Below are 15284 nucleotides of genomic sequence, written 5' to 3' on the forward strand. Positions count from 1 at the left end.
GGCCGAGGTCACTCCCTGCCGTCCCGTGGGCCCGACGCACCCGGCAAGGCCGGCGAGATGGATTCGGGGGCGTTCGGCCGGACCCTCGGGACGGGGCGAGCCCTGGGGAAGTCGGGCGGGAAATCCGGCCGGTCCTCGGGGTCCGGTGCCTCCTCCCCTTGCGAGCGACGCCAGAGCTCCTCGGGCCAGGAGGCCGACCCCTCGAGGTCTCGGGAGACGGAGAAGCCGCCGGCGCCGTCCGATTCGACCTGGGCAATCCCGGCCCGATGCTGGTCCCGGATGAAGTCGATGATCTCAGCGGCCCGGGCGTCCTCCCCCCGGGCCAGGCAGAGCTGGGCGCGGAGCCCGAGCAACCGGAGGGAGAGGTCGGGGGGGCCCGAATCCGTCGGGATCGTGCCCAGGGCCCGCTCCGCGGCGTCGAAATCGCCCGAGAGGTAGGAGAACACCACGGCCGGGGGGGCGGTGAGTGCCCGGTCCGCACCCGCCCCCTCGAGCTGCCCCGTCAGCCGTGAGCCGAGCTTCGCCAGCCGGGTACTGGTCGGGGAGAATCGCCCGGCCTCCTCCAGCTCCTCGGGGAAGGGGAGGCGGGTCGGAAGGTCCCGGGCCGAGTCCGGCAAGGCGAGCGCACCACCCAGCGCCGCGATCCAGGCGGCGGTCGACTCGTCGTCAGGGGTCATCGGGGAGAACGCCTGGGTCTTCGTATCGATCAGCCCCACGACCGAGGTCGCACCCGGCCCGCCGAATCGGACCGCCAGGCGATCCCCCCGTGGGGAGAGGCTCGGCGCCCCGAGGTTGCCGAGGCCGGCGAGCGGGTGGATCCGATCGATCGGGTGGCTCCCCCGGTGGAACGCCAACACGCAATTCCGCATCGAGAACTGGACGGCGAAATACTGGTCGACCCCGTCCGGGGCGACGGTCAGGTAGGATCCGAGGATCTCCTCGCCGGGCATCGCCGGGCTCTCAAGCTCCTTGATGTGCTTCGGATCGGCCTCGGCGATCCGGTGCAGGTAGAGCGAGGCCTGCGGCCCCTCCCCGGTCAACTGCTCCTTGGGGTAGAGCACGCCCCGGCCGTCGGCGGTCCAGGCCGGGGGCTGGACGGCGGACTCGACCCGGTCGATCGGCCGGTCCAGGGCCGGCCCGCCGGCGGTCCGGGCCTCCACCAGCTCCCAGCGGTCGCCGTCCTCACGGAAGAATGCGAGATCGCCGCCCGTCGGCGAGAAGGAAGGCAGCCGCCCCCCTTCGATCCTCCGGACGACCTCCCTGCGTTCGAGGTCGATCAGCTCGATGGCCAGCCGATCGGGGTCGGGGACCGCCAGCAGTCCTTCGCCCGGCTCCCAGGCGACCGGCTCGGTGATCAGCGCCACCCCTCGATCGGCTGCTCGGGCCATCGGCCGACTGAGGATGACGTCGCGTTCCTCGCCGTACGCGACCACCACTTCCCAGGCCGAAGTGCCCGGGGCCCCGCTCCCGGTGAGCTGGCCGTAGGCCAGCCCGCGTCCATCGGGCCCCCACCCCGGCGAGGTCATCGGGCCGGGTCCCTCGGCCACCTCGATCGCCTGGCCGTCCTCGACCCGGACCGCCCAGATCCGATACGTCATCGCCGGGCCGATCGGGGACGCGGGCCCGTTGGGCTCCCGGGGACCCGGGCCCGCTTCCGGGATGAGCGGGAATCCGGAAAGGGACCGCTCCACGGAGGGCGTGGCCACGGTAAACGCGATCCAGTCCCCCGACGGGGACCAGGCCAGGGGGGGATCCCCCGACGGGGACCAGGCCAGGGGGGGATCCCCCGACACCGGCTCCCCCAGGGCGACCACCGCGAAGACGACGGCGTAGTAGGCGATCATGGGTCGGGAGACTCGAAGGTGGGCAAGCTTCAGGGAATCCGGGCCGATTGTGGGGAATTCGCGGATGGCAACGATCGGGCAACTCAAGGGAGCCGAGGCGACGGGGATTGGAGTTTGACCGTGCAGGGCCCGGGGTTAGACTGAGGTAGATTCAAAGTAACCCGGTCGCGAACACGGGGATAGTCTTGTTGGGCCCCCTCGACTCGATTAGAGTGGTCCCTCCACCCCGGGTTGGCCCCCAGCGGCGATCCCCAAGTCTACCGCCCCCCCCCCGAGACCGGGTCTCACCCTGCGACGAGACGCACCCATGAGATTCGTCCTCATCGATCGGATTGTCGACCTCGAGCCCGGCCGGCGACTCGAGGCGGTCAAGAATCTCTCGCTCGCGGAGGAGTACCTCGCCGACCATTTCCCCGGTTTCCCGGTCATGCCCGGCGTACTGATGCTCGAGGCCCTCACCCAGGCCGGGGCCTGGCTGATCCGGGACATGGAGGATTTCGCCCACAGCGTCATCCTCCTGAAGCAGGCCCGCACCATCAAGTACGGCAGCTTCGTCGAGCCGGGCCGCCGGCTGGTGCTGCAGGTCGAATTGCTCAAGCACACCGATCGTGAGACGGAATTCAGGGGCAAGGGGGTGATCGACGACCAGACGATGGTCGGCGGCCGATTCACCCTGACCCGTTACAATCTCCGGGAGCGTGACCCGGCCCTGCACCGCACCGACGCCCAGATCGTCGAGCAGATGCGCGACCTGTACTCGACCCTCCGCAAGGGATCGGTCGGCGCCAAGGCGATGCTCCGCAACGGGGCGGTCGGCGACGCCGTGGCGATGGGGTCGGCCCAGGCCCCCTGACGGGCCGGCCTGCCCCGCCCCCCGGGGCCATCACGCCCGCGAACCGCGATCATCGCTCCAGTCGGCGCGGGGTGCGGCCGATGATGTTGCAAAGAACGGGAAGACAGGGCATGATGGTGTCCTCGCCCGAGGCCCACCGATTGACCCCGTCGACTCATCGAGGCCGATTTCGGCCCGATCGACTCGGACCTAATCCTCTCAATCTGCGACGCGTGGCCGGGACGTGGCCGGACTTCCGGCTCCCCCTCCCCCGAGTCGAGAACTCCCCCTACCCCCCTGGCCGATCGAGGGAATCATGCCGACCCACGACGAAATTTACCAGAAGGTCCAGTCGACCCTCGTTGATGCCCTGGGGGTGGATGAGGAGGACGTCACCCGAGACGCGACCCTCTTCGCCGACCTCGGCGCCGAATCGATCGACCTGCTCGACATCGTCTTCCGCCTGGAGCGGAACTTCGGGATCAAGATCCCCCGCGGCGAGCTGTTCCCCGAAAATATCTCGGATCCCGACTTCACCGAGAACGGCAAGCTCACGACCAAGGGCCTCGGCGAGATCAAGCAGCGGATGCCCTTCGCCGACCTCTCGGAGTTCGAGGCCGACCCCCAGGTCGACAAGCTGATGAACCTCTACACGGTCGAGACCCTGGTGCAGTACGTCTCGAACAAGCTCGACGGGGCGAAGTGACCCCCCCTCGACGTCTCGTCGGCAAGGTGGATCCCGACCGCTCCTCCCCCCGCCCCGGAGTCGGGTCCGGGTCCGGTTCGAGCCGTCCCGCGCGTCGCGGCACCCCGGATCGAATGCCTCATCGATCCGGGGCGTCACTCGCCCTAGCCCCGCGGTCCCGCCCATGAGATGGATCTGGATCGACAAGTTCCTGGAATTCCGGAGCGGTGAGTTCGCCAAGGCGATCAAGAACCTGACCCTGGCCGAAGAGCACCTGCACGACCATCTGCCGGGCTACCCGGTCATGCCCGCCTCGCTGATCATCGAGGGGATGGCGCAGACCGGCGGGATCCTCGTCGGCGAGGCCAACGGTTTCACCGAGAAGGTCGTGCTGGCCAAGATCCCCCGGGCCGAGTTCTTCGGCGTCGCCTGCGCCGGCGACCAGATGATCTACGAGGTGACGCTCACCGACCTCCGCAGCGAGGGGGCCGTGGTCGAGGCCAAGGCGTTCCTCGACGGCCAGCTCCTGGCCGACGTGGAGATCGTCTTCGCCCACCTCGATCAGTCGCGGTCGAACCAGATTTTCGGGCCGAAGAACTTCGTGTTCACCCAGCAGTTGCTCGGCGTGCTCGACCTGGCCAAGGCCCAGGAGCGCGCCCGCCACCTGCCGGCGCCGGGCGACCCGGCCCGCCCCGGGCACCCCGAGGGCCCCGACGCCGTCGCTCCCTCCCCGACGGACACGGGCAAGGGACTCACGGTCCCGGGCGAGTAGCCGACTTCCGGGCCCCGGCCGGGATCCGAGCGGGGCATGATTCCTCCCGTCCCCCGCTTCGATCGAAGCCCGCTCCCAATCGAGTCTTGCTCATGGTCGTTCCGAGACGCCGCGTCGTGATCACCGGGCTGGGGGTCATCTCCCCGCTCGGAATCGGCCTGGAGGCCACCTGGTCGGCGCTGCGCGAGGGACGTGGCGGCGTCGGCCGCCTCGAGGCCTTCCCGATCGAAGGCCTGCCCTGCGACGCGGCCGGCGAGGTCAAGGACTTCTCCCCCAAGGCCCTGGCGATCGACAAGCATCGCAAGGCCTTGCAGAAGAACCTGAAGTACATGGCCCGGGATATCCAACTGGCCGTGGCCGCCGCCGAGCTGGCCGTGGTCGACTCCGGGTTGGTCTCCGGCGGGTTCGACCCGAGCCGGATCGGCATCGACCTGGGCGCGGGCATGATCTCGACCGACCTGGACGAACTGGCCCCGGCGATCAACCTCGCCACCCGGGACGACGGGTCGTTCGACTACGAGGTCTACGGCAAGGAGGGCATCCCGGAGATCGAACCCCTCTGGATGCTCAAGTACCTGCCCAACATGCTCGCCTGCCACATCTCGATCCTCAACGATTGCCGGGGGCCGAGCAACACCATCACCCAGGGCGAGGCCGCCTCGAACGCCGCCATCGGCGAGGCGTTCCGGATCATCCAGCGCGGCCAGGCCGACCTGATGATCACCGGGGGGGCCGACTCCAAGATCCACCCCCTGAGCTTCGTCCGCATGAAGCTCAACGGCGTGAACTCCCGGTGGGAGGGGGATCCCTCCGCCGCCTGCCGCCCCTTCGACGCCCGACGCTGCGGCGTCGTGCCCGGGGAGGGGGCCGGCATCATCGTCCTCGAGGAACTCGACCACGCCCTTCAGCGGGGCTCGAAGATCTATGGCGAGCTGGTCGGCTTCGGCTCGGCCTGCGACGCCCGGCCCCGGGGCGGCATCGACCCCGACGGTCGGGGCACCGAACTCGCCGTCCTCGGGGCCCTCCGGGACTCGCGGATCGACCCCGCCCGGGTCGGCCACGTCAACGCCCAGGGCTGGTCGACCGTGGAGGCGGATCTGGCCGAGGCCAGGGCCTATTCCCGGGTCTTCGGCCCGAACGTGCCCGTCCTCGGCCTCAAGGGGTATACCGGCAATACCGCCAGCGGCTGCGGCTCGATCGAGCTGATCGCCAGCCTCCTCGCCACGCAGGCGGGCCTCCTGCCGAGCACCCTGAATTGCGACGAACTCGACCCCCAGATCGAGGTCGACGTGGTCCGGGGCGGCCCCCGGGAGTCGGACAATCCCGTCTTCGTGAATCTGAACTTCAACCGGTACGGGCAGGTCGCCGCCCTGGCCGTCCGGGGCGGCCCCGTTGACGCGTCCCGCTGAGCCGTCGAGTCCGCCCGGCCGGGCGCCATCGGCCAAGTCGCCCGAGGATCTTCCCATGCGTCGTCGCGTCGTGGTCACCGGGATGGGGATGGTCACCCCCGTGGGGCGGGATCTGGAATCCAGCTGGGGCGCGCTGCTCGCCGGCCGGAGCGGGGTCGCCCGCATCTCCCTCTTCGACGCCCAGAGTTTCCCCACCCAGATCGCCGCCGAGGTCAAGGAGTTCGAACTCCCCTCCTACATCCCCCGGGACGACGCCGACCACTACGCCGAGTTCTCCCGGAATACCCAGTTCGCCCTCGCCGCTGCCGGCATGGCCTTCCGGGACGCCGGCTACGACGACCTGAAGCGACCGGAGCCGGGCCTGTTCGGCGTGTACCTCGGTGCGGGGGAGGGTCAGCAGGATTTCCCCCGCTTCGTCGACTGCGTGCATCGAGCCAGCAAAGACACCAACCGCGTGAATTATGCCGAGTTCGTCCGGCACGGACTGGAACGGCTGCACCCGATCCACGAGGCCGAGCAGGAACCCGGCACGGCCTCGGCCCACCTCGCGTCGTACCTCGACGCCCGGGGCCCCAATGCCAGCTGCCTCACCGCCTGCGCCGCCAGCGCCCAGGCGATCGGCGAGGCCGTCGAGTTGATCCGCTACGGCGACGCCGACGTGATGCTCTCCGGCGGCACCCACAGCATGATCCACCCCTTCGGCGTCACCGGCTTCAACCTGCTGACCGCGCTGTCGACCCGCAACGACGACCCCGAGCGGGCCAGCCGCCCCTTCGATCGGGATCGGGACGGGTTCATCATCGGCGAGGGGGCGGGCATGGTGATGCTCGAGGAGCTGGACCATGCCCGTCGTCGGGGGGCCCGCATCTACGGGGAGATCCTGGGATACGGCTCCACCGCCGACGCCTTCCGCCTCACCGACAGCCACGACGAGGGCCGGGGCGCCATCACCTGCATGAACGAGGCGTTCCGGGACTCGGGCATCGATCCGTCTCGGATCGACTACATCAACGCCCACGGCACGAGCACCGAGGTCAACGACCGGATCGAGACGATGGCGATCAAGCGGTCGCTCGGCGATTCGGCCTACACCGTGCCGATTTCCAGCACCAAGAGCATGATGGGCCACCTCATCGCCGCCACGGGCAGCGTCGAGGCCATCGTCTGCCTGCTCGCCATCCGGGATGGCGTCGTCCCGCCGACGGTGAACCTGGAACACCCCAGCCCCGACTGCGACCTCGATTACATCCCCGGCGAGGCCCGCGAATTGAAGGTCGATCTCGCGCTGTCCAACAGCTTCGGCTTCGGCGGCCAGAATATCGCGTTGATCCTCGGCCGATACCAGGGCTGATCGTCGCCGTCGTCCCCGGCCTCGAGGGCGGCCTTGGCCGTCCCCCCGTCGCGATCGCCTCGCCGCCGTCGTCGTCCGTCCGTCTGGAGTGAGCACCCCGTGTCCAGCACCCAGGTCCTCGTCCTGCTGCTCGCCCTCCCCCCCCTGGGCGTCCTGGCGTTCGCCTGCTACGTCCTGATCCGCTACACGCCGGTGATCGGCCGGATCTTCGAGGAGAAGCCGGTCTTCTTCCCGCTCCGGGTCGACCCGATCCCCGACGGCGAGGACGTCTCCTTCCCCACCCGGGACGGCCTGGAGCTGGTGGGCACCTACTTCCCGGCCCGGACGGAGGGGCGGCTCGGCGTGGTGGTATTCTGCCACGAGTTCTTGGGCAACCGCTGGAGCGCGCTCCCCTACGCCGACTACCTGCGAGACGAGGGGTTCGACCTCTTCAGCTTCGACTTCCGCAACCACGGGAACAGCGACTCCGAGGATGGCTACGAGCCGTTCCAGTGGGTCTGCGGCCGGGAGACCCGGGATCTCCAGGCCGCCCTGGCCTACCTCCGGACCCGGCCGGACCGCGACCCGGCCGGCTTCGGCGTCTTCGGCGTCAGCCGGGGGGGCGGCACGGCGCTGGCGGTCGCCGCCGACGAGCCGGATCTCTGGGCGGTGGCCACCGACGGCGCCTTCCCGACCCGAGGAACGATGCTCGCCTACATCATGCGCTGGGCGGAGATCTACGTCGGCCGCTGGTTCATCTGGCGGTACATGCCGGTCGCGATGTTCGCCTTCGTCGGCTGGGGCGGTCGGCTCCGGTCGCAATGGCGGCTGCGTCGGGTCTTCCCCGACATCGAGCGGGCCGCCTCTCGGCTCGCCCCGAGGCCCCTGTTCATGATCCACGGCCAGCGCGACGCCTACATCAACCAGGACATCGCCCGGGGACTGTACGACAACGCCCGGGAGCCCAAGGACTTCTGGCTCGTCCCCGGCGCCAAGCACAACCGCTGCCGGGAACTTTGCCCGGAGGAATACCGGGTCCGGGTCACCTCCTTCTTCCGCCAGGCGGCCCCCCGGGGCTCGCGATCCCCGGTCGCGTCGTTGTCGACCGAAGGTCATCGGGTCGAGGCATTCGCCGGCCATCTCTGACCGGGATCGGGGGGTCGCGCGGGCGGGGCTCGGCTTGACAGATCGGGGCGATCATCGTCTAGTGCCTCTCCATCGAGGATGACGCCCCTCGCCCGGGGCGACCCGTCCCTCCCACCGAGCCGATCTCGAGATGATCCGAACCGTCCGACGATGGGTCGGCGCGCCCATCGCCAACCGGGCCCGCCGCCTGGCCCAGGATTACCTCCGACAGGCGTCTCACGCCGACCGGATCCAGCGGGAACGGCTCCTGGAACTGGTCCGACGCCACGCCGAGAGCGCCTTCGGCCGGGAGCACGGCTTCTCCTCCATCCGATCGACGGAGGAGTTTCGCCGTCGCGTCCCGATCCGGGACTACGACGGCCACGAGCCCTACCTCGCCCGGGTCCGGAACGGCGAGCCCCAGGCCCTCTTCGGCCCGGGGACCGAGATCCTCATGTTCGCCATGACCTCGGGCACCACTGCCCGGCCCAAGACGATCCCGGTGACCCGGGAGTCGCTCCGGGCCTACCGCGACGGCTGGCGGATCTGGGGCATCCTCGCGTTTGATGCGCACGAGGAGATGATCCGGCACGGGATGCGGCCGATCCTCCAGCTGGCCAGCGACTGGCGGGAGTCGGCCACGCCCTCCGGCATCCCCTGCGGCGCGATCACCGGGCTGACGGCCGCCATGCAGCACCCGCTGATCCGACTGAACTACTGCATGCCGCCGTCGGCGTCCCGGATCAAGGACGTGGAGGCGAAGTACTACGTCGCCCTCCGCCTCTCCGCCTATCGGGACGTCGGCGCGCTCATCGCGGCCAACCCGAGCACGCTGCTGGGGATCGCCCGGCTCGGCGACCGGGAGAAGCAGACGCTGATCCGTGACCTCTTCGACGGCCGGATCGACCCGAAGTGGGACATCCCCGAGGACGTCCGCCGTTCGCTCCGCTTCCGGGGGGGGATCCCCCGGCGTCGGGCCGCCCGACGGCTCGATGCGGTCGCCGAGCGGTCCGGCCGGCTCCTGCCGAGGGACATCTGGCCCGACCTGCAATTCCTCGCCAACTGGACCGGTGGGACGATGGGGGCGTACCTCCGCCAGTACCCCGACGTCTTCGGCGAGGTCCCCATCCGGGATCCCGGGCTGATCGCCTCCGAGGGGAGGATGACCATCCCGATCGACGACCATTCTCCCGCCGGCCTGCTGGACTACCCCCACGCCTACTTCGAATTCATCCCCGAGGACGCCGAGGACGCCGAGCAGCCCGACACCGTCGAGGCCGCCGACCTCGTGGAGGGTCGGCGTTACTTCATCCTGCTGACCAACGCCAGCGGCCTCTATCGGTATCAGATCCGGGACCTCGTCCAGTGCGTCGGCTTCGAGGGGAAGGCGCCGAAGCTGGTCTTCCTGAACAAGGGCTCGCACATCTCCAGCCTGACCGGCGAGAAGCTCTCCGAGTTCCAGGTCGTCGCCGCGATGAAGGAATTGCAGAAGAGTTCGGGGCTGACCTTCAAGTCCTTCCTCCTGCTGCCGAGCTGGGGCGACCCGCCCTCCTATTCCCTACTGCTGGAGGAGGACGACCTCGCCGGGTCGTGCAGCCCCGAAGCCCTGGCCGGGTTGATCGACCGGGAGCTGTGCCGGCAGAACGTGGAATACGAGAACAAGCGGGAAACGCTCCGCCTGGGCCCGGCTCGGGTCCGTCGCGTCGTGCCCGGTTCCTGGAACGCCTTCCGAGAGCGCCGCCTGGCGTCGACCGGAGGGACGCTGGAACAGTACAAGCAGCCCTGCCTCCTGTCGGATCTGGAGGTCATCAAGGGGTTCTCGTTCGCCGACGAGGCGACGCGGTCGGGCGTGGTCTGATCGGCGAACGCCACGGCCTGATCGGACACGGAGGTCAGCCTAACCGGCTCGGAGGCCATTCGGATGACATCGGGTCAGGATGCCGCCCGCCGTCGCAACCGCCCCCGGGCACTCACCCGGGCCGCGGCCCTCGCCGCCCTCGCGGCCGTCCTCCCGGGCTGTGCCCAGCTCCAGCAGGGTTGGAGGGACCGGATCGGGGTGGACCGCCGGGGTGCGACCGCCCCGGTCCCCTCGATCCCGGAGACGCCCGCCGTCGTCTCCTCCGACCCCTATGCCGCCCGGGTCGGCCTGGACGACGGCAAACCCCGTGCTTCGTGGTCGGCGATCCGGGACCGCACCGACCTGACCGACGCGGGCCCGGGCCCAAGCCGGTCGATGGCCATGATTGAGCCCTCGGCGCATCCCGAGGCGAGCGTCCCCCTCCCACCCCCGGACCAGCCGACCCCGGTCCCGGCAAGTCCGGCCGCGGCGCCGCTCCCGGCCCCGGCAAGTCCGGCCCCGGTCGTCTCCGGGACCGAGACGTCCACGACAGGCCCCCTGGCCCCTCCGCAGGACGGGCTGGACGCAATCGAGGGGGTCCTCGATCGGGGGATCGCCCGACTCGAATCGATGAGGAATTACCGGGTCTCGCTCGAGCGGCAGGAGCGAGTCCGGGGGACGCTCCAGGACGCGGAGACGGTCACGCTGAACGTCCGGACCGACCCGTTCGCCGTCCGGCTGGAATGGCCGGAGGGGCCGAGCAAGGGACGGGAGGTGCTCTATTCCGAGGTCGAGTGCGACGGCCTGATGCACGTGAAGATGGGGAAGACGCTGATCCCCATCCCCCCCATGCAGCTCGAGCCGACCTCGCCGATCGCCCTGAGCAACGCCAGGCACCCGATCACCGAGGCCGGCCTGCGGCACATCCTCGAACAGACCAAGGACCAGGTCGCCGCCGCCCGGAGTGGGGACTCCGCAATCGGCACGTTCTCCCGGCTCGACCCCCACGTCCCCGACGGCTTCGAAGTCCCCTGCATCGAGATCCTCCGGGAGACGCCGGAGGGCGACCACTGGCGGCTCGTCGTCGAGGAGTCGACGGGCCTACCCGTGCTGCTGGAGGCGACCGACGCCGACGGTCAGCTCCTCGAGTCCTACCGCTTCCGGGACCTCCGGCCCGACCCGGTGGAGCTGGATGAGCCCGGCGCCTTCGATCCCGCGGTCCGCTTCGCCCGGGGTCCGGCCCGCCCCGACCCGCAAGAATCGGGGACGGACGAGGCCGGTTGAACGCCGTGTCCCGCGTCGGGCGTGCCACCGTGCCACGATCGCCTGCCAATGTGGCACGCCCCGCGGATCGGGCCCGTCGATCGGCCCAACCCGGCTCGGTCTCCCGGGCGACACAATCGGTCCGACCTTCGAAACTTACGCCGCTTCGCAGATCGAGACTCGACTTGCAGGTACGCTCGGCTTAAGATTTGCTATACCCAAGACGCCCGCGCACCGATCCTGCGCCCATGTGTGAGATCCGTCCCGTGCCAGGCGATCATCCCTTCTCGATCCTGATCACGGATGACGACTCCGAGACCCGGGAGTCGCTCCGAGAGATCTTCGAGCCCGCCGGTTACCGGACCCTCCTGGCCGAGACCGGCGAGGAAGCGCTCGACATCGCGCAGGCCGAGGACGTCCACCTCGCGCTGATGGACATGCACCTGCCCCGGATCAGCGGCCTGGAGACGATGCAGCTGATCCGGCAGATCAAGGGGGTCCTCCCCATGATCCTCATCTCGGCCGACCAGGACGACAACCTGCTGCGGAAGGCCCTCTCGGCCCATGCGTTCTGCGTCCTGGCCAAGCCGGTGAGCCGCCATGTCGTCATCTACGTCGTCAGCCGGGCGATGGAGAAATTCTATCGAGCCGACCCACCCGGCGCCGTCGGCTGATCGGCCGTCGTGCCGGCGGCCCAATCCCCTGCTCCTCGCGATCCTGGCCTCGGTCCCCGGCGGCCTCGCCCTCGGCCACGACATCCCCGACGAACGGGTCGACCGCTCGATCCAGATTCGCCTGGAGCCGCCGATCCTGAGGGTCTCCTACGAGGTGGACCTCTCGGAATGGACCCTCTTCCAGGACCTCAAGCGGCTGGCCCCGGATCTCCCCCCGGGGGATCGATCCGATCGGCTCGGGGCCTATGCCAGGGTCGTCGCCCCGCTCAACGCCCGGGGGTTGCTGGCGAGCGTGGACGGCTCGGGACTCCCCTGGCGTCTCGCCCGGTCCGAGGTGGACTTCGAGCAGCACGCCCTGCTGACGTTCCACTTCGAGGCGACCGTCCCCGCCTCGGGCCGACTCCGGCTGCGCGACACGAACTACGTCTCCTCGTACGGGACGAGCCGCCTCGCCCTGGGAGTCTCCCCTGGCACGGTGGTGGCCGGGTACGAGGGCCCGACGGAACTCGCCGAGGTGGCCGAGGTCCCCATCTGGGCGATGAGCGACGATCAGGAGGAGGCGACCCGGGGGGTCGAGGTCGTCTATGGCCCCTCGGGTGGCGGCGAACTCCCGGCCGAGGACCCGGCGAGGTCCGGTCATCCCACCCCGATCACGGAGCCGGTGCCTCCCGCCTCGGACGAGCCTGGTGCGGAGGCCGATCGACTCACCGCCCTGTTCTTCGAGTCCTCGGGGCGTTCCACGCCGCTCCTCCTGCTGGCCGCACTGGTCCTCGGCGCGGCCCATGCAATCCAGCCGGGGCACGGTAAGACGGCGGTGGTCGGGGTGTCGATCCAAGGTCGCCGACCCCTCGGCCGTGGCCTGATCCTGGCCGGGACGGCGGCCGTGAGCCATTTCTCCGTCGCGGTGGCCCTGGCGGTGGGGGCCGTGGTGCTCGCCCCGTCGGGGTTCGATCGGATCGACTCGGCCGCGACCCGGGGGGTCGGGCTCGTGCTGGGGCTCGTCGGGGCCTGGCGGGTCGGGGCGTCGCTGGGGGGGGCGACTCCCGGCGAGCCGGGGTCCGGACGACGGATCGGGTCGTCCCGGGACGCGATCCTCGCGGGGCTCGCCCTGGGGGCGATCCCCTGCTGGGACGCGGTGTTGCTGCTCGCGTTGGCCTGGGTCGCGGGCCAGCCGGGCCTGGGGGTGGCATTGCTCCTGGCCTTCAGCCTGGGAGCCTCGGCCACGTTGCTCGGCGTCGCCCTGCTGGCCGGTCTCTTCCGGACGGCCGCCCGTCGCCTGGCCGACTCGCCGACGCTGGAGCGGTCCCTGGGCACGCTCGGCGGCCTGCTGCTGGCGGGGATTGGGGCGTTCCTCTTCCTGGGATGATCGACCGGCGGCGAGGCCCGACGCCGATTCCGGGGGTAGACTATCCCGTTCCGATCGTCGTCCGGATCGATGAGGGGAGTCGATGGGCCTGGTCCGCATCGCGTGTTACCACGTCGCCCTGCCGCTGAAGAAGCCGATCCGCCACGCCTCCCACGAGCGGACGACCAGCGACAGCCTGATCGTCCGGGCGACGCTCGACGGCGGGATCGAGGGCTACGGGGAGGGGGTCCCCCGGTCCTACGTCACCGGGGAGACGATCGAGTCGGCGATCGAGGCGGTCTGCGGCACCGACCCGGCCCCGGCCCTCGGCGACCCGACCGATTACGAGCAGGCGGTCGCCCGGATCGACGCCCTCACGCTCCCCTCGATCGAGGCCGATCCCCGGGGCATGTTCGGCAACGCGGCGCGATGCGCCCTGGAGCTGGCCCTGCTCGACGCCTTCGGGCGGAAGTTCGGCCGGTCCGTCTCCGACGCGGTGCGGTGCCTCCTGGAGGGTCGATCGTACCTCCGCCCCGAGCCTGGCCCGGTCCGCTACAGCGGGGCGATCACCGCGGAGGATCCGAGGAAGGAGCGGATCTCCGCCTGGAAGATGCGGATTTACGGGTTCGATCGGGTGAAGGTCAAGGTCGGCGTTTCGGGCCAGGACGACCCGGCCCGGTTGCGGCGATTCCGGCGGATCCTCGGCAGCCGGATGGACCTCCGCCTGGACGCCAACGAGTCGTGGTCGGCCGCCGAATTGCTCGATCGCGTCGCCCCGCTCCGGGGTTGCCGACCCTCTGCGATCGAACAGCCGGTGCCCCACGCAGAAGTCGAGTCGCTCGCCGAGCTGAGGCCGAGGCTCGGGGTCCCGGTCATGCTCGACGAGTCCCTCTGCGGCGCGCCCGATGGCCGACGGGCCGTCTCACTCGGGCTGGCCGACCTGTTCAACGTCCGGATCTCCAAGTGCGGCGGCCTGGGCCCGACGATCCGGCTGATCGACCTGGCCTTCCGGTCCGGGCTCGGGGTGCAGCTGGGCTGCCATCCCGGGGAGTCGGGCCTGCTCTCGGCGGCCGGACGCCACCTGGCGAGCAACCTCATCGGACTCCGATACCTGGAAGGGTCGTATGAGCGGCACGTGCTGGCCGAGAATCCGACGACGCCCGACGTCACCTTCGGCTTCGGCGGCCGGGCGGGGACGATCGCCGGGCCGGGCCTGGGCGTCGAGGTCGACCCGGCCCGCCTCGAACGCATGACCGTCTCCCGACGGGACATCTCCCATGCCTGAGAACTTCGCCCGACGCTTCGAGGCGTCCGACGGCTACCCGCTGCACGTCCTCTCCTGGCCGACACCCGGGCCTCCCCGCGCCGTCGCCGTGATCCTCCACGGGGTCCAGAGCCACGCCGGCTGGTACCACCACCTCGGCCGGACGCTCGCCGGGGGGGGCATCGAGGCCCACTTCCCGGACCGTCGGGGATCGGGATCGAACGAGTCGCAGCGAGGGCATTGCCCCTCGTCCCGCCGCCTCGTGAAGGACGTCCTGGAGCTGACCCGGGACCTCAAGGCGTCCCGCCCGGCGACGCCGGTCATCCTGGGGGGCATCAGCTGGGGCGGGAAGGTCGCCGTCGTCTCGGCCGCGAAGGGGCCGGAGTCGATCGACGGCGTGGCCCTGATCTGCCCCGGCCTCCAGCCGAGGGTGGGCGTCCCGATCACCGAGAAGCTCCGGATCGCGGCCGGCTTCTTCCTGTTCCGCTCCAAGCCGATCTTCCGCATCCCGCTGGCCGACCCCGCCCTCTTCACGGCCGACCCCGAGGCCCAGCGGTTCATCGCCGAGGACGAACTCGGCCTCCGACGCGCCTCCGCCGGCCTGCTGGCCGCGAGCATGTTCCTGGACCGGGCCGCGAGGCGTGCCCCGGGCCGGGTCAATCAACCCTGCCTGCTCATGCTCGCCGGCCGGGATCGGATCGTCGACAACGACCGAACCCGGGCCTACTTCTCCCGGATCGCGAGCGCCGACACGCAGGAAGTGGAATATCCCGAAGCCCACCACACGCTGGAATTCGAGGCCGACCCGGGCCGCTATGCCCGGGACCTGATCGGGTGGATCGAGGCCCGATGGCCGGTCCCCGATGCGGCGACGTCGCCCCCCCCCTGAACCGACCGGGACCGG

At 70.4% G+C, this 15284-nt stretch carries 13 protein-coding genes; 12 read left to right on the top strand and 1 reads right to left on the bottom strand.

All coding sequences use genetic code 11. The features are described 5' to 3' along the window. Positions 1-8 precede the first annotated feature (8 nt). Positions 9-1844, bottom strand: coding sequence for a TolB family protein (locus ElP_RS07430; RefSeq protein ID WP_145268007.1), 1836 nt, complete (start codon positions 1842-1844; stop codon positions 9-11). Between the two features lie 307 nt (positions 1845-2151). On the opposite strand from ElP_RS07430, the gene ElP_RS07435 reads away from it, so the two are divergent. The 12 genes from ElP_RS07435 to ElP_RS07490 all read left to right on the top strand — a co-directional run bounded on the left by ElP_RS07435 (position 2152) and on the right by ElP_RS07490 (position 15269). Next, positions 2152-2697, top strand: a complete 546-nt coding sequence (locus ElP_RS07435) for a 3-hydroxyacyl-ACP dehydratase FabZ family protein (RefSeq protein ID WP_145268008.1) — start codon at positions 2152-2154, stop codon at positions 2695-2697. Between the two features lie 295 nt (positions 2698-2992). After that, the gene (locus tag ElP_RS07440; RefSeq protein ID WP_145268009.1) at positions 2993-3382 is read left to right on the top strand and encodes an acyl carrier protein; all 390 of its coding nucleotides are present in this window, start codon (positions 2993-2995) and stop codon (positions 3380-3382) included. Positions 3383-3545: 163 nt separating this feature from the next. Next, complete coding sequence (locus tag ElP_RS07445) at positions 3546-4133, top strand: 3-hydroxyacyl-ACP dehydratase FabZ family protein (RefSeq protein ID WP_231749552.1); 588 nt, start codon at positions 3546-3548, stop codon at positions 4131-4133. 92 nt (positions 4134-4225) lie between these two features. After that, entirely contained in the window at positions 4226-5542 is a 1317-nt protein-coding gene (locus ElP_RS07450) for a beta-ketoacyl-[acyl-carrier-protein] synthase family protein (RefSeq protein ID WP_145268010.1), read from the top strand. A gap of 55 nt (positions 5543-5597) precedes the next feature. Beyond that, positions 5598-6893, top strand: a complete 1296-nt coding sequence (gene fabF, locus ElP_RS07455) for a beta-ketoacyl-ACP synthase II (RefSeq protein WP_145268011.1) — start codon at positions 5598-5600, stop codon at positions 6891-6893. A gap of 99 nt (positions 6894-6992) precedes the next feature. Continuing rightward, complete coding sequence (locus tag ElP_RS07460; protein ID WP_231749554.1) at positions 6993-8018, top strand: alpha/beta hydrolase; 1026 nt, start codon at positions 6993-6995, stop codon at positions 8016-8018. A 130-nt stretch (positions 8019-8148) separates the two neighbouring features. Next, complete coding sequence (locus tag ElP_RS07465; RefSeq protein WP_145268013.1) at positions 8149-9855, top strand: GH3 auxin-responsive promoter family protein; 1707 nt, start codon at positions 8149-8151, stop codon at positions 9853-9855. Positions 9856-9918: 63 nt separating this feature from the next. Further along, the gene (locus ElP_RS07470; RefSeq protein ID WP_145268014.1) at positions 9919-11118 is read left to right on the top strand and encodes a DUF1571 domain-containing protein; all 1200 of its coding nucleotides are present in this window, start codon (positions 9919-9921) and stop codon (positions 11116-11118) included. A gap of 245 nt (positions 11119-11363) precedes the next feature. Further along, on the top strand, positions 11364-11771 hold the full coding sequence (locus ElP_RS07475; protein WP_145268015.1) for a response regulator: 408 nt from the start codon (positions 11364-11366) through the stop codon (positions 11769-11771). After that, entirely contained in the window at positions 11698-13137 is a 1440-nt protein-coding gene (locus tag ElP_RS07480; protein ID WP_145268016.1) for a HoxN/HupN/NixA family nickel/cobalt transporter, read from the top strand. The genes ElP_RS07475 and ElP_RS07480 overlap by 74 nt, the downstream gene beginning before the upstream one ends. Positions 13138-13219: 82 nt before the next feature. Next, entirely contained in the window at positions 13220-14401 is a 1182-nt protein-coding gene (locus ElP_RS07485; protein ID WP_145268017.1) for a mandelate racemase/muconate lactonizing enzyme family protein, read from the top strand. Next, positions 14394-15269, top strand: coding sequence for an alpha/beta fold hydrolase (locus tag ElP_RS07490; RefSeq protein ID WP_145268018.1), 876 nt, complete (start codon positions 14394-14396; stop codon positions 15267-15269). The genes ElP_RS07485 and ElP_RS07490 overlap by 8 nt, the downstream gene beginning before the upstream one ends. Positions 15270-15284: the final 15 nt, after the last annotated feature.

This window comes from Tautonia plasticadhaerens (genome assembly GCF_007752535.1).
GTDB lineage: Bacteria > Planctomycetota > Planctomycetia > Isosphaerales > Isosphaeraceae > Tautonia > Tautonia plasticadhaerens.

Excerpts from the sequence above, each read along its gene's own strand:
- ElP_RS07450 (WP_145268010.1), top strand. The coding sequence starts at position 4,226 with ATGGTCGTTCCGAGACGCCGCGTCGTGATCACCGGGCTGGGGGTCATC.
- ElP_RS07465 (WP_145268013.1), top strand. The coding sequence starts at position 8,149 with ATGATCCGAACCGTCCGACGATGGGTCGGCGCGCCCATCGCCAACCGG.
- ElP_RS07430 (WP_145268007.1), bottom strand. The coding sequence starts at position 1,844 with ATGATCGCCTACTACGCCGTCGTCTTCGCGGTGGTCGCCCTGGGGGAG.
- ElP_RS07435 (WP_145268008.1), top strand. The coding sequence starts at position 2,152 with ATGAGATTCGTCCTCATCGATCGGATTGTCGACCTCGAGCCCGGCCGG.
- ElP_RS07485 (WP_145268017.1), top strand. The coding sequence starts at position 13,220 with ATGGGCCTGGTCCGCATCGCGTGTTACCACGTCGCCCTGCCGCTGAAG.
- ElP_RS07470 (WP_145268014.1), top strand. The coding sequence starts at position 9,919 with ATGACATCGGGTCAGGATGCCGCCCGCCGTCGCAACCGCCCCCGGGCA.
- fabF (WP_145268011.1), top strand. The coding sequence starts at position 5,598 with ATGCGTCGTCGCGTCGTGGTCACCGGGATGGGGATGGTCACCCCCGTG.
- ElP_RS07445 (WP_231749552.1), top strand. The coding sequence starts at position 3,546 with ATGAGATGGATCTGGATCGACAAGTTCCTGGAATTCCGGAGCGGTGAG.
- ElP_RS07440 (WP_145268009.1), top strand. The coding sequence starts at position 2,993 with ATGCCGACCCACGACGAAATTTACCAGAAGGTCCAGTCGACCCTCGTT.
- ElP_RS07490 (WP_145268018.1), top strand. The coding sequence starts at position 14,394 with ATGCCTGAGAACTTCGCCCGACGCTTCGAGGCGTCCGACGGCTACCCG.
- ElP_RS07480 (WP_145268016.1), top strand. The coding sequence starts at position 11,698 with ATGTCGTCATCTACGTCGTCAGCCGGGCGATGGAGAAATTCTATCGAG.